Raw genomic sequence first — 23,828 nt, 5'->3', positions numbered from 1 at the left:
GTTTGTATTGCACGCCATGTTGACCCCCCTGATACAGACCCTGTTTATGGCGTGCAATACGGAAGATGGCCTTGAAACATGGCATACATTCCATATTGTACGCCATGATTGCACGCCACAATTACTGCTGGGCAACCAATTCCCACCCGGTCAGGGCCAAATCAGCCCAAAAAGGGGCTTCTTACCGTATAAAAATGCCGGGATGCGGGAGGCACACCAACTCATGCGTCAGGTGATTGATCGGGCGGCCGATATCGCCGTCCAGGATCCTGAACGCCCGACGAATCTCCGGAGTAAAGCGACGCACGGTCAGATTCTCGTCGAGAAACAGCGTGGCAATGCGAGTGCTGGCGATCAGGTTGTCCAAATCGTTGTTGAGTTCGGTCAATTCAAGGATCTTGCTCTGATATTCGGTATTGACCGTATGCAGTTCCTCGTTGACCGATTGCAGTTCCTCATTGCCGGCCAGCAATTCTTCGTTGCCGGCCAGCAATTCCTCGTTGGAGGTTTCCATCGGGCGTCGATGCCCGGGATACTGCCACCCCCTACAATCTTCAGGACCGGCCCCTGTCTGTCTCCACTTCGGGCCACTATTGGACAGGCACGACCTTCGGCAGAAGTTTCGCCTTCGTCGGATCCTTGAGTGCATCGAACGCCGCCTTGGTGGGCGCGTAGTTCCGCATCGCCATGTAGAACGGACCTGCTGGCGCAGGCAGCCAATTGGGCTCCTTGTCCTTGCCTGGGCTATCCTTCTGCAAGTAGATCGTAATGGATCCGTCGTCGTTCTTCTTTAGATCATTATCGCTACCAAGCGTATACCGGTTTATTGGATTCTCAACAGTGAAATTGGTATTCAGGTCGTACATGGTTACAGACCAAAATCCTGGCGAAATGACTTGGAAATACGGGAAATCAGCCGGCAGTGTCATAGTGTACTTCTTCTCACCAGTCAACCTATCCATCTTGTAATCATACTGACCCCACAGGTAGAGCGCCTCCACGGCGGTATTGGCTGTAAGCCCGACGACGGCGCTGATTGCGGCAGTGAGATAATCGGCATTAGGCGGAGTGGTGGGCTCGGCGAGATTATATGGCGTGGCCATCCAACCGTTGGCGTGTGGCCCAATCACATAGACCATATTGGCCATCATGGGGCCGATTTCCGGAACCACCTTCTTCATTTCCTCAAGAAAAAGCGGATCGACATTATCCGGATTCCATTTCTTTCCCAATTCTATTCCCAAATATTTGAAGTTCTGCAATACTGCATTTATCATTGATTGTGGCGGTGGATTCTCATTCATCGCATCAACAAAGATTGTCCAGAACTGTAGTGGATCAACAAAAGTTAGCTGACTGCTGGCTACTTTTGGATTCAGTTGAGGATCTACATAATTATAAGCCTTCGGCGCAGGAGCTGCTTTACCTTCATATTCTGAAAGCCCCTTAACTTTAATTGCTTCAAGAACCTCCTGAGCTCCTTTCAGATCATCCTGATTCTTCACATGCACGCGGGGCTGGAGCTCGATCCAGGGTGTGGGAGCATCGATACGTTTTACACCCTTAGGCAGCGTTCCTTTCCAACCCGGCCCTACCAAGGCATATGTTCCACCTTTGTAGCCGGCCTCCTTGCCCGCAGCATAGGCGAAGGCGTTGTTCCACATGTCGACAATCTCGATCATGTAGTAACGGCCGTGCGAGTCAGGCGCGGTGAGGATGATAGGCTCCTGGGAAAGATCCATGAAACCGAAACCGTAGATGGTGTTGACGTTTGGCGTCACATAGCCCGATTCTTCTGCCAACTGGGGCGTGCTGATGTTTGGCATCCGCCACAACGTGCCGGGTTTGGCCTTGGGATTGGGTCCCGTAGCGACGGTCTGCCGCAGGTTGTACATGCCGACGATCGGAGCGGCGAAGGTCGCCGCCTGGACGGCAAGCGAATGCGCCCATTTAGAAACCGCCGCAGCCTGCTCGGGCGAGTATTGCGACGCCGACTCGGCAGCACTTGCGACGTCGTGTTGGGTGACGACAAAGCATGACAATGCCACGGTGACAGCACCTATGGCCATGCGATGCGTAAAGGAAAATTTCCTCTCATTGAACATTTGCTAACCTCCGATATTTGGAATCAACGAGTTGAGATGACCCAGTTACCTGCTCAAGACACACCTTGAGCACAGGCATTCGGTCCTCCATGTCCCTAGCCTCCTTGAGGCCAAAGAATGCGGGCAGTTGGCCTGGACCGCAGCATCACCCGGCTGCTCGGCTCGGACCGCCGACTCGGTCAGCACTGCGGCGAGCGATAGCGCATTTGCGGCCGCATGAGTGTTGGTGTCGTGACATTGACGATCGAGCATCATGGGTGCCGATGGTTCGCTAGAATCTAGAATGTCCGGTGCAAGGTCCGAACGAGGGCGACTCTCTCTGGCGCGGGACGGCACAAACCGTCCGGGACCGAGCGAATTCCGCAGTGGGTCATTCCGTGTTGCGAGGCCCAAGAGATTTTGCGCCAGCCAGGTAGGATGCCGATATGCAATTCCGGCAAAGTGTCATGCCCTTTCAATAACGCACGGGGATTGTTTCTTGTATCCAAAGGGGGCAGGCGAAGAATGGTTGCGACGCGTTTGGCAAGTCCTTATGGGAGGCATACATGGAATGGATCATCGAGTCTGGCCAACAGCACAATCCTACGGATACCGGGCCTCGATCCTCGATCGGACACATCGAGGTCGGAGATGTGTGCCTGTGGGAGGAGACCTCGCGCCCCTGGGAGCTGATTGCCCGCCAGCTCGACGGGGGCAAGCTCCGCAATCGAAAGGACTATCTGGTAACCCCTTCGGTCGTCCTCTACCGGGAGACCCTGACCCCGGCCGTGCGGGTGCAGGGCCTTTCCCCGGCCGGCCACTTGTCCTTTGCGATCCTCCTGACGGCGGGTCTGCGCACAGCCTATTTTGGTGTTCATCCCGACTCATCTCGGCTGATCGTGGCCGCGCCTGGCGGAGTCGACGTGACCTTGGACGCCGAATACAGCCACCTGATCCTGCTGGTACGAATGGAGCTGCTCCAGCGGCGCCTGCCGGCGCAATGCCTGGCCCGCCTGACCCGGGCCGCCGATCGGCATGGACTGTCCCTGGCACCGAACAAGCTGGCCGGATTCCGTGACTGGCTGACTCGCATCCTGGAGCACGCCTTCGCCAATCCCCAGGCCTTCGAGCATGCTGCCGTGATCGCGTCCCTGGAAGAAGGTCTGTTGCACTGGCTGGCCTGGCTCTGCGTACCGTCCGACAGCCGCCCTCACGCCGCCCGCAGGCGGTGGGGTCTTAACCGGGCCTTGGAGTACCTGCGTAATGCTGACGTCTCCCGGGTATCCGTCGCTGACCTGTGCCGCGTGGCGCAGGTCAGCGAGCGGACCCTGCGATACGCCTTTCGCGACGAGCTGGACCTGAGTCCGCTGGCCTTTCTGCGCCGTTTGCGGCTCCACGCCGCCCGGCGCGAGCTGATGAATGCCGAGAGCGTGCTCCCCCGAGTCACTGACGTTGCCAACCGACAGGGCTTTCTGGAGCTGGGGCGCTTCGCTGCCGACTACCGCCGCCTGTTCGGCGAGCTCCCCTCCGAGACCCTGGTCCACCGCCGCGCGGTCGAGCCCTCCCCTTTGCTTCTAGACGGGGTTTAGGGAGCAATGGAACGTAAAACCCGGTTAATGTAGCGCGGGTAGCGTTGACGTAGCTCACTCCGCTTGCCGGGGAATAGGGGTCATCGCAGAATCTTCCCGAAAGAGCACGCTAAGACCTGTTGCGTTAACCTGTTGCCATTCAAGTTGATTTAGCAACCGAGTTGTGCAACACAAAAAGCCTGTTTTGTTAGTTCCTACTGAATTGGTGCATAAACAAACGTTTGCGCAACACGCTGATGGAGCGTTGATTCTCGCTTAGCGTGCTCTTTCGGGAAGATTCTGCGATGACCCCCACCAATGCGGCGGGTGTCGAGGAGTTCAAAAGCTACGGCCACGCCGTCTTGAGCCAGCTCTTCGAGGCGTTTTTTGACACTGCTCAACCTCGTGTTCCTGCTGGGCGGCACGATCGCCATGATCCTAACGATCGGTGCGCCGCACCGTTATTGGTGAAGGATATTGAATCGTGATTAAACCGAAAGTTGCCGTGGTGACGGGTGGGGCGCAAGGGATTGGCAAGGCCATCTGTGAGGCTTTTATCGAGCAAGGGGTTTCGGTCTGCTCCATCGATCGGCAAGACAACGACGACTTTGTCGGCGATATCGCCGATGAAACGGTGCTCAGGGCCTTTGCATCCAAGGTGATCGCGGAGCATGGCGCCATTGATTATCTGATTAACAATGCATGTCTATCCAGAGGCGGTCTTCACACCTGTTCTTATGACGACTTTAATTACGTGTTACGTGTCGGAATTACCGCTCCTTTTCTTTTAACCCAATTGTTGATGGATCACTTCAACACCCCGGCCAGCATCGTGAATATCTCGTCGACTCGCCATGTGATGAGCCAAGCGAATACCGAAAGCTATACCGCCGCCAAGGGCGGCATCAGCGCCCTGACTCATGCCATGGCCATCACGCTGGCCGGAAAAGCACGGGTCAATTCCATTTCCCCCGGATGGATCGACACCACCCACACCTCGTTTGCAGGGGCTGATGCCAGTCAACACCCCGTGGGTCGCGTCGGCACGCCAGCGGATATTGTCCATGCCGTGATGTTCTTGTGCGATCCCAAAAGCCGTTTCATCACCGGACAAGACATCGTCGTGGATGGCGGCATGACCAAATTGATGGTGTATCACAACGATTGCGGATGGACCTACAACCCGGAAGCCAAGCCGACCTAGCCGGGATCGGGTACGGCGTTAGGTTTCTTCAAAACAGCGAAATCGGTCAACGAGTTGCACAGCATTGCCGAGATGCGGGCGGTGGTGGTGATCTCGATCCGGGTGTTCCCGTTCCGAGGAGCGGGGATTGGAGCAAGGGAAGAACAGCGGGAGGAGCGAATACCGATACAGCTTGCCCGGTTCCCGTGAGCCACGCTATCAAGGGTGTGAAGGAATTTTCTGTCGGTTTTGATATGAAGGTCTTGAAATGAGATTTATATCTCACTAAGATACTCACATATCGAAACCACCAGGAGGTTCACCATGTCACTGACACCCCAACAGATGGACCAGAAAATCGATGAGCATTTTGCTTATGAGCATCATGATGATGTCGAAGGCGTTCTTGCGACTTTAGCCCCGGACGCGATCCACGATGTCGTGGGTTGGCCCGATGGTCCCAGCCATGGCCGTGAAGCCGCGCGGAACTTCTATCAGACGTTGTTTGCGGATCTATCCGGAGATCAGGTGACCCCCTTGCGGCGGTTGCATGGCGAGGGTTTCCTAGTCGATGAATCACGGTGGCGGGGTCAGGCACCCGGACGTCCCTTTGGCCTCGAAGGTCGCGGGCGTCCCCTCGATTTCCGCTTGCTGCATGTGGTGGAGTTCACGGAAACCGGGCAGATTCAAAAGGAGCAAGTTTGGATCGATCTGGCGGCGATCCTCCAACAGCTCCCGCAAGCACAATGACGCGTCCACGGAAGCCGAGTAACCAGGAGTTGCGCACGCGCAAGGATTTGTTGTTGGCCGCTAGCCGGTTGATGAAGCAGGGCCGCACCCCCACGATGGATGAAGTGGCGGCGGAGGCCCTGGTGTCACGCGCCACGGCGTATCGGCACTTTCCGAAGATCGAGGCGCTGTTGGTGGAGGCACCGCTGGATGCGGCGGTTGCCGACCCGAGGACACTTTTTGCCGACGATCCTTCGGACGACGTGGAGGAACGGGTAGACCGGGCCGAGGCGTCCTTACATGAAATGATCTACCAGAATGAGGCGCAGCTGCGGATCCTGTTGGCGAACTCGATTCGTCGTGACTTGACGGATGATTCGATACCCGCTCGGCAGAACCGTCGGTTACCGTTGATCGAGGCCGCATTGGCTCCAGCGCGCGCCCGTCTTCCCGAAGCGGATTACGAACGGCTGTGCGCCGCGTTAGCGCTGGTTTTCGGAGTGGAGTCGATGATTGTTTTCCGCGATGTCCTGGGTGTTGATTCCGACACCGCGCGAACTGTCAAAAGCTGGGCGGTGCGGGCGCTGGTCCGCGCCGCGTTGCAAGATTCGACGTCCATCGCCGCGGAGTGAGCGCACTCACAACCGTCCCACCCCTAGGGATGCCGCCGCTTATGCAGGCTGATCTTCTTGTCGATCTTGGCCTGTTGCGGCATCGCTCGCGGATAGTCGCGGGCCGCCCGCGGCGAAACGGGCGTCTGTCCCACCCCACGGTCAAACCGTCGTCGAGCCGTGGGTGATCCTTCAATCAGAATCTGGAAAGCTCTAGGGGTGTCTTTTCCAACGCCCGCCTGATTCCTTCAGGATCATGGGCAATGACGGTCAAATAGGCTTTTGCCGGTTGATCCGGCTCGGTGCGGCCTTGCTCCCAGTCCCGCAACGTGCCCAGTGGAACGTGATACCGCGCCGCGAATTCCTCCTGCGTCAAACCCAGCGCCCGGCGCATGGTTTTCACACGCGGCACGCGGCGTGCCTTGCTGAACTCCGCCTCGGTCATGGGCCGCGCATCGGGGTCGGCCTGCGCCGCTGCGTCGATCTCCGCCTCCGTCATCGGGCGCATGGGGGTATCCGGGAACGGCCGCTCGCGTCCGTCTTCCAGCACTTCCGTGACCGTGCCGTCAGCGTGCATTTTCGCGGTGGTAGTGGTCTTGCTCATGACGTTCTGCTCGTCGGGCTGAAATCAACCGAATGCGCTCACCACGCTCGGTATAGGTCACATGAAGCAGCACTCCTTCGCATCGCCCCAACAAATTGATGCGCTCCTCGCCGTAATCATCCCGGTCGTCGATCCATTCCAGCGCAAATGGATCGCGGAAGGCGAATACCGCCCGTGTAAACGCGACCCCATGCTTGTGCCAGTTCAACGCTGCCTTCTCATCATCCCATTCAAACATCATATCTTGCATGGGGACTACTGATTACCCGTAGCTCTATCTGGCGTAAGGTAACGCCCATACGAGGTCCATGCAAGCTTCACGATCGCCCCATCACTTTTCCAAATCTTTCCTGATTTCGAAGAGCACCCCGGACTTCCGGGTAGCGGCATGATCCGTTCCTGATCGCCCTTAGCGATCACCCGCGCCGATTTGGCTGCGCCCTCCACCAATCGCCCGTCAGTAATCTTTAGATCGAGGGTTTCGCTGATGCATAGCCCGGAGTTGAGCGGCGACCGGAACAGCACTCGTGGCAGCGGCACTAACCTTCCGCTTCCGCAACGGCCTAGATCAAGAATGGCTGGGCCATCATGCACAACGCACGGGTCGGGCGTTCGACCATCAGCGCTGCATCCACCCCGCGTTGGGCTCGGCGGGAGGGGGATGGTCCGGGTGCTGGATAGCGTAGGTGATGGCGCCCACAACGATGGCAATAAGCACGGCGATCGCTAGGTATTTCATTGGCCGTTCTCCGACGTGGCCAGTTGAGTCACCGACAGGGGTTTCACCTGTTCAACCGTTAAGACCCGGACCGGCGGCGCGGTATGCGGTCGCAATCGATCCGCGATCCGCGACGACTTGGAGATAAAACCGGTGTCGATATGGATGCAGCCTTCTCTACGGACCCGGCCAAAGAATTTCCACCCGGATACCGCTCGGGTCGTAGCAGATCAAGTGCTTTGCTGGACCGCCGACTAACGGCTCTGGGGCAAACTCGATCGGCACGCCGGCTTGTTGGAGTCGCTCATAAACACTGTTCAATGTCGCCTCATCGGGGACCGTAAAAGCCACATGGTGTAAGCCAACATTTCTGTTCTTATCGAACGGCGTGGCCGGTGCCTCTTTCGTGGCCCAGAGGGTCAGCATGACGGTTCCATCGCTCACGAAGATGGCGGGATAGTCATCTCGACGTTTGACTTCATGCCAGCCCAGCATGGATTTGAAAAACGCCGCGCTTTCTTCAAGTCTGGAGACGGTCAAGCCCAGGTGATGGATACCTTTCGTCACTGGAAAAACCATGCTGTACCTTTCAGAACGCAATGAGTGGATGGGTGGGTGTCGATGTCAAAGATCGCCCGCTAGGTCGTACACCCTCAATCGGGTATCTCATCGCCTGGAGGCAGCGGTTCGTGACCGGCCTGTTCCAGACAGGGCCACAAATTCGAAGCCTATTGCATCACGACAATATCCCAAGTGTACATCGGCCATTCGCACCGCACCCGGTGCTTTCAGAGACGGGCTGGCCACACCACGCGGTGGACTTATTCCAACCCCTGCCCCTGGCTCGGTTGCCGGGCGAGCCGGTAATCCTGGGTGGTGTCCTTCTGGTGGCTGACCTGGAGTTGTGCGACCAGCGCGTCGATCGTCTGGCGCACGGTGGCGGCGTGATCGAGTGGCGGCATCCGTTCCGGCGCGGTGATCGGCGCCGGTTGCGAGGCCACGCGCCGCGCGCCAGCAGCCGGGCCGCTTGCTTCAGCTTACAACCCCTAAAAAATAGGGCAAGTGTGAAGTGGCTCACAGATCTAGAGTAGAGGAACAGGCTTTAATCACGACATATCTGGGAAGTTTCTCTTTCAAGTCAGTCTTTCGAAGAGGCCGTCGTGACACGCTTGCCCACTGATTCCCCGAAACCCACTAACCATGCGAGGGAACATCTTGAGGAATTCCGCAGGAACCGGCAGCCACAAGATGACCAGCCCGCTCCGCCACCGGCGCAGCCACCTGAGACCGATATCGCTCCGCCCAAGCAGAAACGGACGGAAAGCACCCTGCCGCCCTCATATAGGTCTCCTATACAGATTGTTAGATTTAATTTTTTTCACAGTCGCATTCATTATAAATAAATTATTATTTTCAATATATTATTCATTTCAATATGCAAGATTAAAACCACCAGCTTTAGCTGGCCAGCTTTCAGCTACGACTCTCCAGGTGGGCTCAGATGCCCTTTAAAAAGAACGTAACTAGAGCCAAGTCATACTGCTTAAAGATGACGCTCTTAAAGCGCTGGGTGCAGTAATGGGTGGATTTTTAGTCCTCTACGCCCGGTGCAGAACCCATCAGCTTTAGCTGGTGATCTTTCAGTTTCTAATTATATTTTACTGAGTTATAACTCATTCTGGTTGTGTTGTAATGATAATAGAACAGCATAAATTGCCGTGAAGTAAAATGCAGAAAAGTTGCAGATATTGAGTAGACTCAAAGACTACCGAGAGTGATCGGTGTGAAGGTCACATACGCAATGACTTATCAGAGATGACAAGCTTTGCGGACAATTTTAACCTCTTCATGAGTGTAAACCGCAGCGTTATTGGTAACTTAAAGCGAGGAGTCTTGACATGAGCACATTATCTACATGGGGGAAAAAAAGCATATTATTAACGCGTTCTCCATATTTGCTTTTCTATTTCTTTTCCTTCCAAGCAGAGTCACATTAAGCCAAGATTCTTCCTGGGTGACTCAGACCAATATTTATCAGGTTTTTGTAGAGAAGTTCGGAGGGACTCTGAAAGGGGTCGAGAGTCATCTAGACCATCTTCAGTATCTAGGGGTAAAAACCATTTGGTTGATGCCTGTCTTTGAATCTATGAGCGACCACGGCTATGACACAACAAACTATTACGCTATCAAAAACTAACTATGGAAGCATAAAACGACCTCAGAGATCTTGTGAAAGCCGCTAACGACAAAGGAATGAAAGTTATTCTTGATCTAGTAATAAACCATGCTGGCTCCAACCATCCTTGGTTCTCATCAAATAACCTATCAGAACGGAAAGATCGTTGGTTCACTTGGTCTTCTAATGATAAGGGATGGCCAGAACCGTGGGGAGGAGGTGATACGTGGTCCCACGATCCTCTTTCTAACCTGGACCGGGATCACAATGGTAATGATCATGATGACGATTTCTTTTATACAGTGTTTGGATCAACGATGCCTGATTTAAATTACAATAATGTTGTTACCAGGAAGGAGCTCATCGACGAATTCACAAAAGTGATGCAGTTCTGGATTAAAGAGACAGGCGTTGCTGGCTTTCGCTGTGATGCGGTGCGTTATTTAGTAGAAAATGGGCCTGATCCTAATGCCAGAAAGGATCAACCGGAAACCCATAAAATATGGAAGACGCTAAGAGCTAATCTTAAAGAGATTGACCCACAAGCCATTCTTCTTGCTGAGGCTCCTACAGAAACCTATGAACAAATGCGATCATATTATGGTTCTGGAGATGAATTTCACACGGCCTTTCACTTCATGTATCAAGGTGTCTTAATGAGCACCTTGATACATGAACGACGCCCAAGCAACTTACTAAAAGATCTCTACGCTATTCAATCCAGCCTTCCCGCTGGAACTCAAGATACTATCTTTTTATCCAATCATGATTCTTTTGCAGGAGCCCGAGCGGCATCGCAACTTGGCGGAAATATCGCCAAGATGAAAAGCGTTGCCTCCCTCTATCTTCTCCTCTCAGGCAATCCAGCTATTTATTATGGCGAAGAAATTGGAATGCAAGGAGCTGGTAGCGATTCTGCATTGCGACAACCCATGGACTTTACCAGCGCGGCAAATCAAAAGGCAGATCCCGACTCATTGTTAAACCACTACACACGGTTGCTCCGAGTAAGAAACCGCTACGAAGCCTTGAGAGGAGGAATCACTTATTTTGTCAAGAGCTCTGATGGGGGATGGGATTGTATGGACTGCGAAGCCAATCGGATGGCAATTATCCGTGAATATTTTGGTGAGAAGATTCTGGTTGTGCACAATTTTACCAGTAATAATCTGGACGTTCACCTCGATCTGACGAAACTCTCCACAGGGCTTGACATTCCCGATGGTACTCCAGTCAATCCTCTGATGGGCGGAGGTAATTTCCCCAATATCAATAGTTCAAACAAGTCATTTTATCCATTGGGAACCCTGTTTGGTTTTACCACTAAGGTTCTATTTTTAGGGGATATTCCACAAAAATATCGCGATGCGATGAATAATTATCTCACCTACGAGAGCGCCCTGGAGAAAGGAGGCGAAAAGCCACGAGTCGCTTTTACTTGTGAGAATGGCCAAACCGTTTTTGGCCTCAGTGTCTACGTCGTCGGTGAAACCGATGAGATAGGTAACTGGGATACGAAAAAGGCTATAAAACTTGATCCTACGGACTACCCTACTTGGACTGGAACCATTCCACTCCCACCCAACAGGTCAATTAGTTGGAAGTGCATCATCAGAAATGAACAGAGTCCTTTTGACGTGAAAAAGTGGGAGCCAGACCCAGATAACGTTGTTAATACTCCTTCATCCGGCACTATAAGTGCAAGAGGAACACTCTGAGTCAGATCTTCCCTAACACCTCTGGCGCAACTTCTCAGGCTTTAACCTGAAGTGGACCCATCCGTCAAAACAGCAATAAGGTGAGTTTAAGTTGTACTATGTGCTTCACTCGCAGCGATTCGACGGGGGCTTGCACACGGTCAAAACATTGGTTTTTTTTTTCGCAGGAGGACCAACCATGAGATCGGATGTGGATTTGTCAGTGGTTGAGCTGCTAACCGCACCGAGCGCCTAAGTGGCGAGTCGATGGGCATTCCGACAAGCCCACGACGGCTACCGGCCCGCAATGGCGCTCGCATGCACCTGACCGGCCGCAGCGAGTTTTGCCCGTTTCCGCCGGCAAGTGATGCGGGGCGTTATCACGGATGCTTCGCGCCCGCGATAACGGGACGGCGATCACCACTACTCCAACCCCTGCCCCTGGCTCGGTTGGCGGGTGGGTCGGTAATCCTGCGTGGTGTCCTTCTGGTGGCTGACCTGAAGCTGGCCGGCCAATTCCGTCATCGCCTCGCGAATGTTATCCGCAAGTTGCGCTGTGGGTGGGGATGGTCGCGCCAGCGTTGCCCGCGATTCGGGTTCTGGCGTCTCAGCCATGCGGGCCGGCGGCGGCGACCGGTTTGGGCCGTGTTCGACCCGTTCCGCCTCATAAAAACTCCGATCCACGAACAGGTGGGCGCTCTCGCGGTGCCGACTCAGTTGCACCAATCCGATTTCCCGGTCGGCCAGTTTTCCGCCCGCCAGGACGAACGCATGATCCACGGTCACACCCTGGGCTTTGTGGGTGGTCAGCGCGTAGCCATGATCGACGTGCGGATAGTGCCGGAGCGGCAATTCGACTCGCCGGGCGCCATCGTCCAGCCGCACCTGGAGGACCGCCTTTTCGCCGGTGCCCGCCATCCCCTCCACGGTGCCAAGCTGGCCGTTGCGGACTCCGTGGAAGGTCGAATTACGGGTGCAGACTAGCCGATCCCCGACCGCGAACTCGCGTGGGCCGTGGGCGGTGGCGATGGGCTGGCCCGTACCGAGTTGCCCGGCCTGTTGCAAGTGATCGCGTGCCGCCGCGTTCAGCGCCCGCACGTCGGCCCGTTCGCCGGCCAGTATCAACCGCGAAGCGGTGGGGTGTTGTTCGCCCGCCTTGACCCAGTGCGCGACCAGGGCGTGCACGGTGTCGGCTTTGCTCGCGCCGACCTGGACAAAACCGCGCTTTTCATAAGCGGCCAATGCCTCGCCGACCCGACCCTCGGCGATCGCGTCCACCGCCTCCCTGGCCCACGGTTCGGCCTGGCGGCGAATCTCGTTCAAGTGCGGCGTCTCAATGCGCTCGGTCAGGGCGCGGAACAGGCCACCGGCCTCGATGGGTTGGAGTTGGCGATGATCGCCCACCAGCACCAGCTTGGCGCTGGCGGCCTGGGTGATCTCGACCAGCGCCGCCAGTTTCCGGCTGTCCACCATGCCGGCCTCGTCCACCACCACCACCGTTTTGGCGTCCAACGCGCCGCTGGCCGCCGGCTCGCCGGCCGCCGCGCCTGGTTCCGGCGCCCATTCCTTCAGGCGCGCGTGCAGCGTGGCGCTTGGAATGCCGGCGCTCTCTTGCAACCCCTGCGCCGCTTTGCCGGACAAGGCCGCGCCGACCACCCGGTAGCCCGCCGCCTCCCACGCCGCGCGGGCCGTATCGAGCAGGAACGACTTGCCGGTGCCGGGTAGACCCTCCACGGTCGCCACCGCGCCGCCGCGCTCACATAGGTAGCGAACCGCCGTGGTCTGCTCGGCGCTGATCGTGGGTCGGTCGTGCAGGATGGATTCGAGCGCCGCCCCCGCCACGCTGTGCGACGGCAGGCTCGCCGCCCGCTCGGCACGGGTGATGGTGTCCGATTCCAGTTGTCGAAGCGCCTCGGTGGACCAGCGGGCTTCGCCGCGTCGGTCGTCTCCGAGTTCGACCACGGCGGGATCACGCCAAAAATCCTTCAGGCGGGCCTCGATGTCCCGAATCCCGCCGACGCCCTGCATCCCCTCGGCCATCGCCCGCCACGCCTCGCGTTCGGTGAAGGTCGATTGCTGGGCCACCAGCCCCTCGCGCATGTCCGCCAGCGCCGGTTCGAGCGGCCGGTCCCGCTCCCACGCGCTCCGCGCCAGTCGTTGGGCCGCTTGCTCTGGCCCCCAACCCCGCGCGTGCCCGTCCGCCTGCCAGCGGGCGAACAAGGCCGGTCGATCGATCTCCGGCTTGTGCGCCCGCGTGCTCAAGGTGGCCGCTTCCGCCGCTTTCGCCCCCTCGCCGCCGTGCGCGGCCAGCCACTCCTGAATCTGGTCCGACCGCTTGGAAAAGTGCGCCTGTATAGCCTCGGGCACGCCGTGAATCGCGAAACTGGACCTATCCCGATCGATCTGAACGGGAAGCCGGCTTTGCAGTTGCGCGGCCAGCTCCGCCCGGTACAGCGCGCCCAAGGCCATTTTCCAGCGGTACAGGTGACGGCCATCGAGGGCGCCGGCCGTGCCGTCCTGACGCAACGCGACGTTGGCGACCAGGCAGTGGGTGTGCAACTGGGGGTCCTGCTCGCGCGAGGTGGAATGCTCGAAAGTGGCAACGGCCAGACCGGCAACCCGCTCCCGATCCATTCCCGCATGACCTCGCCGCGTAAAGGCGCAATGTTTCTCCATGAATGCCACCGTCGCGGCGACGGCGGCCCGTTGCGCGTCCTGAATCGCGGCCCGTGTCGTGGGATCGCCGGTCGTCGCCCACAGAACGCTGACCGACTTCGGCGCGCTGAAGGTCAAATCCCAGCCGGCGTGATGATCGCCGCCCGCCCCTTGCACCTGGGCGTGCTGGCCCGTACCGTCGAAGCCTTGCAACACGTTTTGCAAGGCGGTGGCGTCCACCGCGCCGGCCAATCCCCACTCGGCGGCGCCCTGGCCTTGCCACTCGCCGGGCGGCTCACCGCCCTGGGTGTAATAATCGTCCCGCGCCAGTGCCGTGTAGTAGCGTCCCGCGCCACCCCCGGCGGTCCCCAAGCTGTGGAGCGACAACATGGGTCGCTACGCGCCGGAACGGGGTTGGGGGTCTTCCACCACCGCCTGCCACATGGACTCGGCAAAGCCCGTCGCGTCCATCGCGACCGGCTCGTCGTCCATCGCGACCGGCTCGTCGTCGGTCGGCTGGAGGCTGACGGACGCGGTGTCCGCCCTGGCACTCGCTGGCGCCACCCGCGATCGATCCACCCCGCCATCCGTGACCCAATCCGCTTCGAGCAGGGCCGGCCGGATCGTCGGATACCGCACCTTCGGCCACGCCAGCCGTAACAGGTGGGACCAACCCGCCACCGATAGCAGCGCGCGAAGGTGGCCTTTGTTGAAATCCGGTCCCAAGTCCGTGCTCAATTGCGACGGCAAGAGCACCGGCGTCCTCTCCCGCTCCCACCGCCAACTCCGTTGTTCGGACGGTCCCGCTTCCGCCTCGGTATAAGAAATCGAATCCGCCAACCGCTCGATATCCTGGTTCCCGAATTTTCGCGCCAGCCATTCCGCGCTGTCGCCGTCCGGGGTGCGGCCAATGTAGCGCAGTAACAGATTGGTATAGAGCAGGTCGGCAAACTCCGGGCTGTAGATTTTCTTGAGCTGGGTGATCGACTGAATCCCGACGAACAGGTGCAGACCCTTGGAGCGGCCCGCCGATGACAGACTTTGCAAGGCTTCGATCTTGCGGCTCTGGGCGATCTCGTCGAGGATCAGGTACAGACGCCAGTCCTCGCCGCGCGTGTCGGCTTCGGGAAAGGCGGTATCCACCATCCGGTCAGTCAACAGCGTGACCAAGGCGTTGGTCAGTGCTTCCGAGAGTTCGCCGAACCGGCGGCGGGATTGCAACACCATGCCGCGCGGTAAGGCCGAATCGTCGGCCAGCCAGTCCGTGATGCTGAACGTCGGCGCATCGGGATGTTGTTTCCAGGTCCAGCCCATGTCCGCCAATGGGCCGATGAAGGCCGCGATGTTGATCAGGATCGATTGCCCGGTCCGATTTTCCTTTTCCAGTTGGGCGATGACTCGCGCGGCATCGGGGTTGCCCGCCTGTACGATTTGCATCAGGTGGTCGTCGGGCTGGCGGGTCAGCTCGATGAAATCCATCAAATCCCAAGCGCCCGGCCGGGTCATGCACAGATAGTTCATCACCCCGGCGAAAATCTGCCGCGCGCCGGTGGACCAAATCGGTTCATCGGACGGCGGAATGCAGCTTTCGGCGAACAGCCGCGCTTGCGAGAGACTGGTCACGTCGCGGGCGATGTCCCAGCGCCAGCCGCGCCGGTCCCATGGGGCCACCAGCATGAAACGCTCGTCGGGGTAAGCCAGCATCGCGGTGAAATCGCCCTTGATGTCCAGAATCAGGCTACGGTGCGGACTGGTCACGATCTGCTGCAAGATCGGCAACAGAAAGTTGGTCTTGCCCGATCCCGTGGCGCCGATCACCAGCACGCCGGTATGGGTCAGGGCCGGGGGCAGCGTGAGCTGGGGATGAATGGTCAACCCGCCGGTGCGGGCAACCGGATAGCCGGCGGCCCGCAAGGCTCGCGCCGCCAAGGCGACACTGTTGTTCAGGTCGGGTTCGTACCGCAAGCCACGAACATGCGTTTCAATTTGTTGTTTGAACGAAAACCGCGACAACAACCCCGCCACCGCCAGCGGCAGCGCCACGAACGCGCCGCCCACCCGCCACAGTAAAGGCAACCCCAGTTCATGCTGGGTCAAGAACGCCAGATAGCGCGTCCACACCTGGGCGGAAATCGGATCGTGCAGGACCGCCCCCCGGACCCCTTGCCACCAGTAACCGGCGTGTCGTCCGACCCCGGCGGTCATGCCGCCCAGCGGCCAAATCGCGTGCAGGTAGACATACAACAGCGCGCCGTACAGCACGACGAACGAGCCGAACCAATACATCCAGGCGGTGGGCGGTCGGGATGGTTGCGAGGGAATGGAACCGAGCATGGGTTGACTCCTACAGTCGGGTTCGCGGGGGTATGGGAGGCAATTTGAAGGGAGGTGGCTCGTCCTTTTTTTGCTCTAGCGCCCTTTGAAGGTGCATGTCGAGTTGCTGGCTCAGCGCGACCAGCAGCGACTGGCCAAGTGCGGTAAAAGCGTGGCCGAACCCGGCGTGCATCTGTTCCAGGGAACGATGAAGCTCGACGTGGTTTTGCTGGATCGTCGCCAAGGTTTTCCGCATCTCCACCACCGTGGCGTGCGCGACGGCCTCCGCTTGCTGGAGCCGGGTGATTTCTTTTTGCAGGCCATCGACCTGCTTTTCGAGTTTGCCGAGCGCGGGTTCCTTGCCTCGTTCCTGGTCGATTCGATTCTGCGCCGCTTGCCGCAGCCAGTCGCTCGCGCTTTGTCCTGATTGTCGGATCGCCGCCCCTGTGGCTCGACTCAAACGTACACTGACTTTCTCTATCAATTCCGGCTTGCTCGTTTTCATCGCATCCTATTGATATTTCTAATATAAAAATGATCGTCCGACATTGCCGGACAAATGCCGGCATTTGCGGACAACAATTATTCATTTGTCAACATAGAGTTATCGGCGTTTTGGTCGTTTTTTTGACCGCACCGCAAGGTGCAACGGGTGTGCAGCTTCCCCTCGCCTTCTGCCTGTGGATAACTCTGCGGATTCGGGTCATCTGTCACGACATTCCCTCCACCCGAACCCCTGATCGGCCTGGATCACCCGCCAGTTCTTCACGGTACGCAGCCCCCATCCACCACGCCATCCAGACCTTTCACCGCTATTCGGCGCGCTTTCCGCTGCCGTGACCGTCTATCGATACCCTCATCCTTTTCTGAAAAAGGGGCTTTTTTCAGCCTGACAAGAGAATCATTAACCCATTAAAACATAGTCAATCGTAGAAATTGAATCATTATTTCGTTATTCTAACTGTGATTAAGGCGTGTCATGTAGTTATCAGCGCGCGATCACGAACCGGTAAGACCAGCGCCATCGTGACGGATGAAAGTTGCGGGAGGTTCGGCAACGCGCTGTCACGCGGTAGGCGAAGCGTTGTCATGTGATGCGCTGGATCAAGAGCAACATGTAGCTAACCGAGAGCCAATCGAGAGCTAGCCAGAGAGCTAACCGAGAGCTAGCCAGAGAGCTAACCGAGAGCTAGCCAGAGAGCTAACCGAGAGCCAATCGAGAGCTAAAGGCTGTCACGAAATGTCAGATGAAAATCAAGATAGTATTCAGTCGCTTAACAAATGCTTAGCAGAAATGCCGGAGACGGGGCCGCAGTTGAGCAAACGCAAAACGGTGGCCTTGCTCGCCAGCGCGATCCAGCAGGCGCGTGACAAGGGCCACACCCTTAAACAAATTGCTCAGCAACTTCAAAAGAATGGCTTTGACATCAGTTACGCCACGCTTCGCAATGCTTTGCCCCGCCAGAAAAAGGCACGATCAAGACCGAAAAAACCACGGGCGGCGGCGAAAACAGACCCGCAAACTCCCATTGTCACGTCGTTGTCAGGCGCAGCGGCACGCGAACGCGCGACAACGGTGCGCGAGGTCGCGCCGGTGAAGTCACCCCCGGCCACCCCGGACCCCTCCCCGCCGGTCGTGTTCCCACCGGGCGCGTCCTGTGTCTTCACCGCCGACGGCTGTTTCATACCCGCCCCGGATTCCGACGATCTTTAATCCCACTGGAGGTTTCCCTTCATGCCATCCGCTCTCTCATCCCATCCCCTTTATCTCGTCTGCGGCGACAAAGGCGGGGTCGGCAAATCCATGGTCTCGGTGGCGCTGGTGCACCACCTCGCGCAACGAGGAACGGCACTGCTATTGATCGAAACCGACACCTCCAATCCCGATGTCTGGCGGTGCTACGAACAAGAACCGGGGATCGTGTCTCGATCGGTTGGACTCGACGACGCCGACGGCTGGATCACGCTCGTCAATCTGTGCGAAACGCATCCCGACCACACCCTCGTCATCAACACCGCCGCGCGCAACAACACCGGGATCGCGCGGCACGGCGACATCCTGAACGGCGCGGTGCAGGAATTGAACCGCGCGCTCGTCGCGTTGTGGGTCATCAACCGCCAACGGGATTCGGTGGCGCTGCTCAAACGGTTTCTGCCGTCCATTCCGACGGCCACGGTTCACGTCCTGCGAAATTTGTACTTCGGCGACTCGGAGAAATTCGAGCTGTACAACCAATCCGCGCTCCGCCAAACCCTCGAAGCGCGCGGCGGCCGGTCGTTGGATTTCCCCGACCTGGCCGACCGGGTGGCCGACGACTTGATCAGCCGGCGCCTGAGTGTCGCCCGCGCCTTGCGGGAGCTGCCACTCGGCAACCGGGCCGAACTGCGACGCTGGGAAAAGGCGTGCGCCGCCACCTTGGGGGCGATCACCGAACTTGACGAGACGGACCATGGGCGTGACGGACTCCAAGACGCGGCAGCTTGAGCTGGCGGTGGCCACCCCCACCACGGCGCATCCCGCCACCCGACCGGAACCCCCATCCTCGCAGAGGTTGGACGGGCCGAACACGGACCCACCGGCGGACCCGCGTGATTTCGGCGCGCGGGTCCGTCAACTGCTGGGCCATGAGCCAACGGGACCGGAGCTGGCCGAATTCGTGCGGGTCCGCGACGCCCTGGACCTACGTGACAACGACGCCCTCTGGCTGGTACTGCTGGCGCTGCAACACCAGCGACGGGCGTTCGAGCAGGCCATCGAGGGCCAGCGGCGGACGTTCGAGCAGGCCATCGCCCGGCGACTGGAGGAGGCCCGGCAGACCACGGACGCTTTGATCGAATCGGCGCGGGCGCGCTTCCTGGCGCAATTCCCGGCCGCGTTGAAGCAGGCCGCCCGCCGGGTATCGATCAAGGCGCTGGGCTTCAACGGGCCGGTGGTGCTAAGCGGCCCGGTAGCGGGGGTGGCGCTGGCGCTGGCCAGCCTGGGCGCGGTCGGCGCGGGCTGGCTGGCTTACGAACTGGGTGAACGGTCAGGCTACGAACGCGGAATGCTGACGGCGCGGACCGACGCCGCGCCCAACCCCAAACCGGCCGCCCCGGCGGCCCACTAGAACCTCTTGCCCGGAGATACCCAACCATGACGAAGCCACCGGCCTCGACCGCCTTACCCGCTGATTTCACCGCCACACCGCCGTCGGCATCCCGCACGGAAGCGGGCTGGTGATGACGGTTTACGGATCGATTCTCAGCGAAAACCCGCCACTGGTTACGTTCGGGGTCGCCCAAATCGCCGATAACGGTGACGACATTTGGCGGCGGCTCACCCAATGCTTCGATGTCGCGCGAGACGGCCAGAAGCCACCCGAACCGTGGTGTGGGGTTGTCGTCCATCCAGCGCTAGCGCTGGATAGCGCGGTGATGAAATGGATCGGGGATTTCGAGCGTCACGTCGCCTGGGCGTGGATCACGAACGCAAGCCACATCAAGGCCGCAATCCACGGCGTTGTATCGCTTAAGCATGGATCACCCGCGCGCCGCACTGGCGCGCGGTGTCTGCGCGAGAAATCCATTGATCAGCGAACGGGCACCACCGGGCGCTGAACACGGTGGCCGGGAGCGCGCCGGGAGCGCGCGCCGGGGCCATGGAGGGGCCAAGGCCCGGCCACCCGGTGTGAAGCGGGCGGCCCCGAAAGACCGCCCGCGTTGCATCAGCGCTGCCCCCTCGGCCTGATGTTTATGGCCTGCCAGCTACCGTTTTCCAACCTCCAGCGCCGGATGACTTGGTCGTCCTCCAGCTCGACCACCCTGGTGCCGCCCATCTTGATGGCAATCTCCTCCGCCTGCTGAAACGTGGGAAAGCGGTACATCACCTCGGCGAATGGATCGTAAAACGCAAACCGGATCGTGGTCATCCTCGTCGTCTCCCCCGCAACGCGCCGAAGCGAGCCGATCTCGCCCCCGCCGCGCGCCGCGAACGGTTCCCGACCAGCCCGCGAGGGGCCACACCGTCCAGGCTGCGCGAAGCGCACCGCGTCGCGGCTTGGCCTGGACGGTGGGGATACGCGGGATACCATGAGAAGGAACATGCGCGCGGCCTATTAAAAAAACGTGTCCCGCTGGGAGCGGGACACAACGCCTTATCACGCATCGGGTGGTACGGGATAAGTTCGCCGCGTCGGATGGACCCGCGCGGCGGTCGTCACTGGTGGATCAGCGTGCGGTGCGGAACGCGCCGCTTCTTTGAGGAGGGCGGCGTGCCGGAACGGGTCGCCGCGCCAAGGAGGGCAAAGGTGATCGTGCGTGAAAATGCGTTTCCCCCCGCCGGCATGGTTGAACGGACGCATCGCGTCCGTGTGGGGGTTTGGGGGCGGGGCGCCCCCAATGATCGTGTGGTGAGCGTGGCGCGTTGCGGGTCCGGTGTCGAGCGCCAGCGAGGGAGCGGACCGGCGGCGCCCGCGAACGCCGCGATTCCGGCCCGGCGAGCGCAGGCCGATCAGCTCAGCGAAAGACCACGTTCACTTGGCCGGGTGTGGTCCGCCGGCGCGCGGGGTCGATGGTAATTTGGATGTCGCGGCCTAGCCGCGCGAGGCAATCCAGCAATTTCATTTCGCCGATGCCGCGAAAGTGGCCGCGCAACATCGCCGATAGCTCGGGCTGTGGAATCCCCACGACCTCGGCGGCCTTTCGCCGACTCCAGCGACGGGTTTTGATGATCTTGTCAATTTCGTTGGTGAGTTGTGCCTTTCTGAACATTTCCTCGGCATCGGGAAAGCCCAAATCGGCGTAGACGTTGGTGCTGCCTTTCTCGAATTCGATCATGGTGTTCAAGCCGCTTCCAGGCCGACGTGGACCCGGCAGCCGAGCGCCGCCGCGATGTTGACCAGCGCGTCCAGCGAAAACCGCGACAGGCGACCGCGCAACAGGTCGTTCAGGCGGGGTTGGGTCACGCCGCAGCGGCGGGCCGCCTCCACCTGCGTCCAGCCGCGTTCCCGAACGAACGCCGCGATCTGGCTCATCAGCTCGGAGCGGACCTTGAGGTTGGCCGCTTCCTGCGGCGTGTCGGCAAGGGCGTCCCACACGTTGGCGAAGGTTTCGGTCGTGGTGTCGTTCATGGTTCACCTCGATTCGATTTGAGCGAAACGCGCCTTGGCGATATCCAGGTCGCGTTTCGACGTGGCTTGGGTTTTCTTTTGGAAGGCGTGCAGCACGTAGACCGCTTCCGCCCGGCGGGCGGTGTAGATCACCCGATAGGCGCCGGTCTCGTCCCACACGCGGATTTCCTCGACGCCCTTGCCGATGGCGGGCATGGGTTTGAAATCGTCCGGCTGTTCGCCCCGCTGCGCCTGGTAGAGCTGATGCCCCGCGTCCTGGCGCGCTGCGGATGGAAACTCACGCAACCGCTTCAGGGCGTCTCCGAGAAACTGGATGGGTTTCATCAGCCCATGATATCCAAATTATATCCATACAGATATAGTCAAGCGGCCAACTGCTCAGGCGCCTCGGCGGCGTGGGCGTCCACCCGCGCCCGCAAGAAATCGGCGGCCTTCTGGGCATGGCTGGCGGCGGTGAAAATCGCCTTTTTGTCGTCTTTGAGCACCTGGAGCCAAGAGGCGATATAAGCGGCGTGATCCTCACGCACGTTCGGGGTGATCCCCAGCTCGGCGCACACAAAGGCGCTGCCGATCTCGGCCACCAGCTCCTCCATGGCATAGCCGGCGTCACCCCACTGCTTGCGGCCCAGATCGCGGTTAAGCCGGGAGGGGTGCCGCGTCCAATGGGTGGTTTCATGGGCCAAGGTCGCGTAATAGCTTTCCGTATCATGGAAGGACTCAAACGGCGGCATCTGGATCCAATCGAAATGGATCGCGTAATACGCCCGATTGCCACCGTGGCGGATCGTGGCGTCCGTCGCGGCAAAAAACGCATCGAGCTGAGCGTCACGCTCGGCGTCTGACCGGACCGGCGCGGCCAGCGTCGCATGGTAGCGGTCGGGCAAACCATCGATCTGTTCCACGTTGAACACTGTGTAGCCCTTCATGTAGGGAATCTCGACCTCCACCTCTTCACCGGTTGCCCTGTCGATCTCGGTCTTGTGGATCGCATTCGCGTACACCACCATGCTCCCGTGCTCGCCCTTGCGAACCTGACCCCCCAATGCTTGAGCCTGCCGATAGGTCATCCAGAACGGCGCGGCATACCCCTGCTCCATCGCTTCCAGCCACAACAACAACACATTGACGCCCCGATACGGCGTCCCGTCCTGGCGCAAGGGGCGGGAGACGGGACCGGCGGCCTGGGCGGCGTCCCACGGCCGCAGCCACGGCCGGGTCCCGGCCTCCAGCGCGGCCACGATGGCATGGGTGACACGCTCGTACACGTCGGCTTTCGGGGTGGCGGTCTGGGTGGTCATCGTCATTCTCCTCGTTCGGTTCGGTTCGATCCCGCGCGAAGGACGCGCGGCACGGCGCGGCAGGAGCCGCGCTCCAAGGAAGGGGGAAGGGATGCCCTTCCAGGAGCACCCCCCTGGGCCGAAGCCGCTGGGGGCGACGCGTCCGTGCCCGACGCGCCGCCGCGCGCCAGGGCGCGACCGGAAGCCGCAGCCCGAAGGGACCGGGTGAGGATCGCGGCGTAGCGCACCCTGGCACGCATCAGGCGGCGCACAGGGCAGGGTCGCGAACAAGCCCCCCCGGCTCGGCACGGGGGGAACAGCGAGTCAAAACGAGCACCACCGCCAAGGATGGCGAGCCAGGGAGGGCGAACAGTGGGGGGTACGGGGGGCGGGGGATCGCCCCCGAAAACCACAACGGAACGCGTGCGCGCCGGGAGCGCGCCGCCTACAGGGACGTCAACCGAGAGTTCATGCCATGAACCGATGGAGGGGTCGTGATCGAACCGTCATGGGCCACCGAACGCCGCTTTCGCCCGCCGGCGGGGGATGGTTCGACGATCCCGATCAACCGAAAAAGAAACCGGCTCAATCGAGCCGAAGGTCGGGAGCGGCCATTTGCCGACCGCTCCGACCACTCTCCGAGCCGTTGCACGACGCCGTGACGCCAAACCGCCACGGCGTCATGACGGCATAGCGTCAACCGTCGCCGATTTCGGCGATCCACCGCTCGCCGGCGCGTTTGGCCACCTCGACGGTGGGGTGACGAGATTTTCTCGACCGGAAGCTAGCGCCGCGAACGTACCGGAACAGCAGCGCGAAATCGCCGTGGTCTTCGACGGCCACCCAGCGCTCGTCCTTGAGAACGCCGAGATACACGATGCCGCAATACGGCGGCGTCCACGTTTTTTTGGATCGATTCGAGTGGTTGTCGTGGCCTGGCGGGCGCTGGAACCGGACCGTCGCCGGGGCGGCCGTTTTCCGTCCCGCGAGTCTCGCATCGGTCGCGTTGCATCGCTTCGCCTCCAAGTTGTTGCACGACGCCGTGACGCCAAACAGCCACGACGCCGTGCATTCATTGCGGCGCATCACGCGCCGTCGTTCGGAA

The 23,828-nt window shown here is 59.6% G+C and carries 27 protein-coding genes and 1 pseudogene; 13 read left to right on the top strand and 15 right to left on the bottom strand.

Features of this window, described 5'->3' with window-relative positions:
* Positions 1-181 precede the first annotated feature (181 nt).
* The gene (locus tag E4P82_RS22465) at positions 182-514 is read right to left on the bottom strand and encodes a PAS domain-containing protein (RefSeq protein ID WP_312915737.1); all 333 of its coding nucleotides are present in this window, start codon (positions 512-514) and stop codon (positions 182-184) included.
* 76 nt (positions 515-590) lie between these two features.
* Positions 591-2,105, bottom strand: a complete 1,515-nt coding sequence (locus E4P82_RS18980; protein ID WP_169250343.1) for a DUF1254 domain-containing protein — start codon at positions 2,103-2,105, stop codon at positions 591-593.
* An 800-nt stretch (positions 2,106-2,905) separates the two neighbouring features.
* Here E4P82_RS18980 and E4P82_RS18975 point away from each other — a divergent pair.
* The 6 genes from E4P82_RS18975 to E4P82_RS18955 all read left to right on the top strand — a co-directional run bounded on the left by E4P82_RS18975 (position 2,906) and on the right by E4P82_RS18955 (position 6,196).
* On the top strand, positions 2,906-3,673 hold the full coding sequence (locus E4P82_RS18975) for a helix-turn-helix domain-containing protein (protein ID WP_211203223.1): 768 nt from the start codon (positions 2,906-2,908) through the stop codon (positions 3,671-3,673).
* A gap of 284 nt (positions 3,674-3,957) precedes the next feature.
* A complete protein-coding gene (locus tag E4P82_RS18970; protein ID WP_169250341.1) occupies positions 3,958-4,140 on the top strand; it encodes a hypothetical protein in 183 nt (60 codons plus the stop codon).
* Entirely contained in the window at positions 4,137-4,856 is a 720-nt protein-coding gene (locus E4P82_RS18965) for an SDR family oxidoreductase (RefSeq protein ID WP_169250340.1), read from the top strand. The genes E4P82_RS18970 and E4P82_RS18965 overlap by 4 nt, the downstream gene beginning before the upstream one ends.
* A 54-nt stretch (positions 4,857-4,910) precedes the next feature.
* On the top strand, positions 4,911-5,045 hold the full coding sequence (locus E4P82_RS22960; RefSeq protein WP_281383733.1) for a hypothetical protein: 135 nt from the start codon (positions 4,911-4,913) through the stop codon (positions 5,043-5,045).
* Between the two features lie 114 nt (positions 5,046-5,159).
* Positions 5,160-5,585, top strand: a complete 426-nt coding sequence (locus tag E4P82_RS18960) for an ester cyclase (protein ID WP_169250339.1) — start codon at positions 5,160-5,162, stop codon at positions 5,583-5,585.
* Between the two features lie 29 nt (positions 5,586-5,614).
* Complete coding sequence (locus E4P82_RS18955) at positions 5,615-6,196, top strand: TetR/AcrR family transcriptional regulator (protein WP_246327716.1); 582 nt, start codon at positions 5,615-5,617, stop codon at positions 6,194-6,196.
* A gap of 175 nt (positions 6,197-6,371) precedes the next feature.
* Here the strand turns inward: E4P82_RS18955 and E4P82_RS18950 are convergent, their stop codons facing one another.
* The 4 genes from E4P82_RS18950 to E4P82_RS18935 all read right to left on the bottom strand — a co-directional run bounded on the left by E4P82_RS18950 (position 6,372) and on the right by E4P82_RS18935 (position 8,498).
* Entirely contained in the window at positions 6,372-6,674 is a 303-nt protein-coding gene (locus E4P82_RS18950) for a helix-turn-helix domain-containing protein (protein ID WP_169250361.1), read from the bottom strand.
* Between the two features lie 67 nt (positions 6,675-6,741).
* Positions 6,742-7,029, bottom strand: coding sequence for a BrnT family toxin (locus tag E4P82_RS18945; protein ID WP_169250337.1), 288 nt, complete (start codon positions 7,027-7,029; stop codon positions 6,742-6,744).
* Positions 7,030-7,674: 645 nt separating this feature from the next.
* Positions 7,675-8,076 carry a VOC family protein gene (locus tag E4P82_RS18940; RefSeq protein WP_169250336.1) on the bottom strand — a complete coding sequence of 134 codons (402 nt, stop codon included), beginning with the start codon at positions 8,074-8,076 and terminating at the stop codon, positions 7,675-7,677.
* A gap of 242 nt (positions 8,077-8,318) precedes the next feature.
* A complete protein-coding gene (locus tag E4P82_RS18935) occupies positions 8,319-8,498 on the bottom strand; it encodes a hypothetical protein (protein WP_169250335.1) in 180 nt (59 codons plus the stop codon).
* Positions 8,499-9,412: 914 nt separating this feature from the next.
* Here E4P82_RS18935 and E4P82_RS23860 point away from each other — a divergent pair.
* The 3 genes and pseudogenes from E4P82_RS23860 (at position 9,413) to E4P82_RS23325 (ending at position 11,391) form a co-directional block, all read left to right on the top strand.
* Entirely contained in the window at positions 9,413-9,694 is a 282-nt protein-coding gene (locus E4P82_RS23860) for an alpha-amylase family glycosyl hydrolase (protein WP_420887143.1), read from the top strand.
* 29 nt (positions 9,695-9,723) lie between these two features.
* Positions 9,724-10,563: pseudogene (locus tag E4P82_RS22460) on the top strand (alpha-amylase family glycosyl hydrolase); the annotation flags it as partial.
* 3 nt (positions 10,564-10,566) lie between these two features.
* A complete protein-coding gene (locus E4P82_RS23325; protein WP_312915752.1) occupies positions 10,567-11,391 on the top strand; it encodes a carbohydrate-binding module family 20 domain-containing protein in 825 nt (274 codons plus the stop codon).
* A 402-nt stretch (positions 11,392-11,793) separates the two neighbouring features.
* Here E4P82_RS23325 and mobF read toward each other — a convergent pair whose 3' ends face one another.
* The 3 genes from mobF to E4P82_RS18910 are packed head-to-tail and all read right to left on the bottom strand — an operon-like array spanning position 11,794 to position 16,843.
* The gene (mobF, locus tag E4P82_RS18920; protein WP_169250332.1) at positions 11,794-14,415 is read right to left on the bottom strand and encodes a MobF family relaxase; all 2,622 of its coding nucleotides are present in this window, start codon (positions 14,413-14,415) and stop codon (positions 11,794-11,796) included.
* A gap of 6 nt (positions 14,416-14,421) precedes the next feature.
* A complete protein-coding gene (locus E4P82_RS18915; protein ID WP_169250331.1) occupies positions 14,422-16,359 on the bottom strand; it encodes a type IV secretory system conjugative DNA transfer family protein in 1,938 nt (645 codons plus the stop codon).
* A 10-nt stretch (positions 16,360-16,369) separates the two neighbouring features.
* A complete protein-coding gene (locus E4P82_RS18910; RefSeq protein ID WP_169250330.1) occupies positions 16,370-16,843 on the bottom strand; it encodes a hypothetical protein in 474 nt (157 codons plus the stop codon).
* Positions 16,844-17,578: 735 nt separating this feature from the next.
* Here E4P82_RS18910 and E4P82_RS18905 point away from each other — a divergent pair.
* The 4 genes from E4P82_RS18905 (at position 17,579) to E4P82_RS18890 (ending at position 19,935) form a co-directional block, all read left to right on the top strand.
* Positions 17,579-18,052, top strand: coding sequence for a COG3415 family protein (locus E4P82_RS18905; protein ID WP_169250329.1), 474 nt, complete (start codon positions 17,579-17,581; stop codon positions 18,050-18,052).
* A 21-nt stretch (positions 18,053-18,073) separates the two neighbouring features.
* On the top strand, positions 18,074-18,823 hold the full coding sequence (locus E4P82_RS18900; protein ID WP_169250328.1) for a nucleotide-binding protein: 750 nt from the start codon (positions 18,074-18,076) through the stop codon (positions 18,821-18,823).
* Positions 18,789-19,445: a hypothetical protein gene (locus E4P82_RS18895; protein ID WP_169250327.1), complete on the top strand. Its 657-nt coding sequence runs from the start codon at positions 18,789-18,791 to the stop codon at positions 19,443-19,445. Before E4P82_RS18900 ends, E4P82_RS18895 begins: the two co-directional genes overlap by 35 nt.
* A 109-nt stretch (positions 19,446-19,554) precedes the next feature.
* Entirely contained in the window at positions 19,555-19,935 is a 381-nt protein-coding gene (locus E4P82_RS18890; protein WP_169250326.1) for a hypothetical protein, read from the top strand.
* 107 nt (positions 19,936-20,042) lie between these two features.
* Here E4P82_RS18890 and E4P82_RS18885 read toward each other — a convergent pair whose 3' ends face one another.
* The 6 genes from E4P82_RS18885 to E4P82_RS18860 all read right to left on the bottom strand — a co-directional run bounded on the left by E4P82_RS18885 (position 20,043) and on the right by E4P82_RS18860 (position 23,809).
* A complete protein-coding gene (locus tag E4P82_RS18885; protein WP_169250325.1) occupies positions 20,043-20,246 on the bottom strand; it encodes a hypothetical protein in 204 nt (67 codons plus the stop codon).
* A 586-nt stretch (positions 20,247-20,832) separates the two neighbouring features.
* The gene (locus tag E4P82_RS18880; protein WP_169250360.1) at positions 20,833-21,153 is read right to left on the bottom strand and encodes a helix-turn-helix domain-containing protein; all 321 of its coding nucleotides are present in this window, start codon (positions 21,151-21,153) and stop codon (positions 20,833-20,835) included.
* 5 nt (positions 21,154-21,158) lie between these two features.
* Positions 21,159-21,446: a helix-turn-helix domain-containing protein gene (locus E4P82_RS18875; RefSeq protein WP_169250324.1), complete on the bottom strand. Its 288-nt coding sequence runs from the start codon at positions 21,444-21,446 to the stop codon at positions 21,159-21,161.
* Between the two features lie 3 nt (positions 21,447-21,449).
* Complete coding sequence (locus E4P82_RS18870) at positions 21,450-21,770, bottom strand: type II toxin-antitoxin system RelE/ParE family toxin (protein ID WP_169250323.1); 321 nt, start codon at positions 21,768-21,770, stop codon at positions 21,450-21,452.
* Positions 21,771-21,808: 38 nt separating this feature from the next.
* Positions 21,809-22,744 carry an ArdC family protein gene (locus tag E4P82_RS18865; protein WP_169250322.1) on the bottom strand — a complete coding sequence of 312 codons (936 nt, stop codon included), beginning with the start codon at positions 22,742-22,744 and terminating at the stop codon, positions 21,809-21,811.
* 675 nt (positions 22,745-23,419) lie between these two features.
* Positions 23,420-23,809, bottom strand: coding sequence for a hypothetical protein (locus E4P82_RS18860; RefSeq protein WP_169250321.1), 390 nt, complete (start codon positions 23,807-23,809; stop codon positions 23,420-23,422).
* Positions 23,810-23,828 lie beyond the last annotated feature (19 nt).

The sequence above is a fragment of the Candidatus Competibacter phosphatis genome, assembly GCF_012939995.1.
Taxonomy (GTDB): domain Bacteria; phylum Pseudomonadota; class Gammaproteobacteria; order Competibacterales; family Competibacteraceae; genus Competibacter; species Competibacter phosphatis.
The sequence above is the reverse complement of the archived record's forward strand: the minus strand, read 5'-3'. Positions and strand labels throughout refer to the sequence as shown.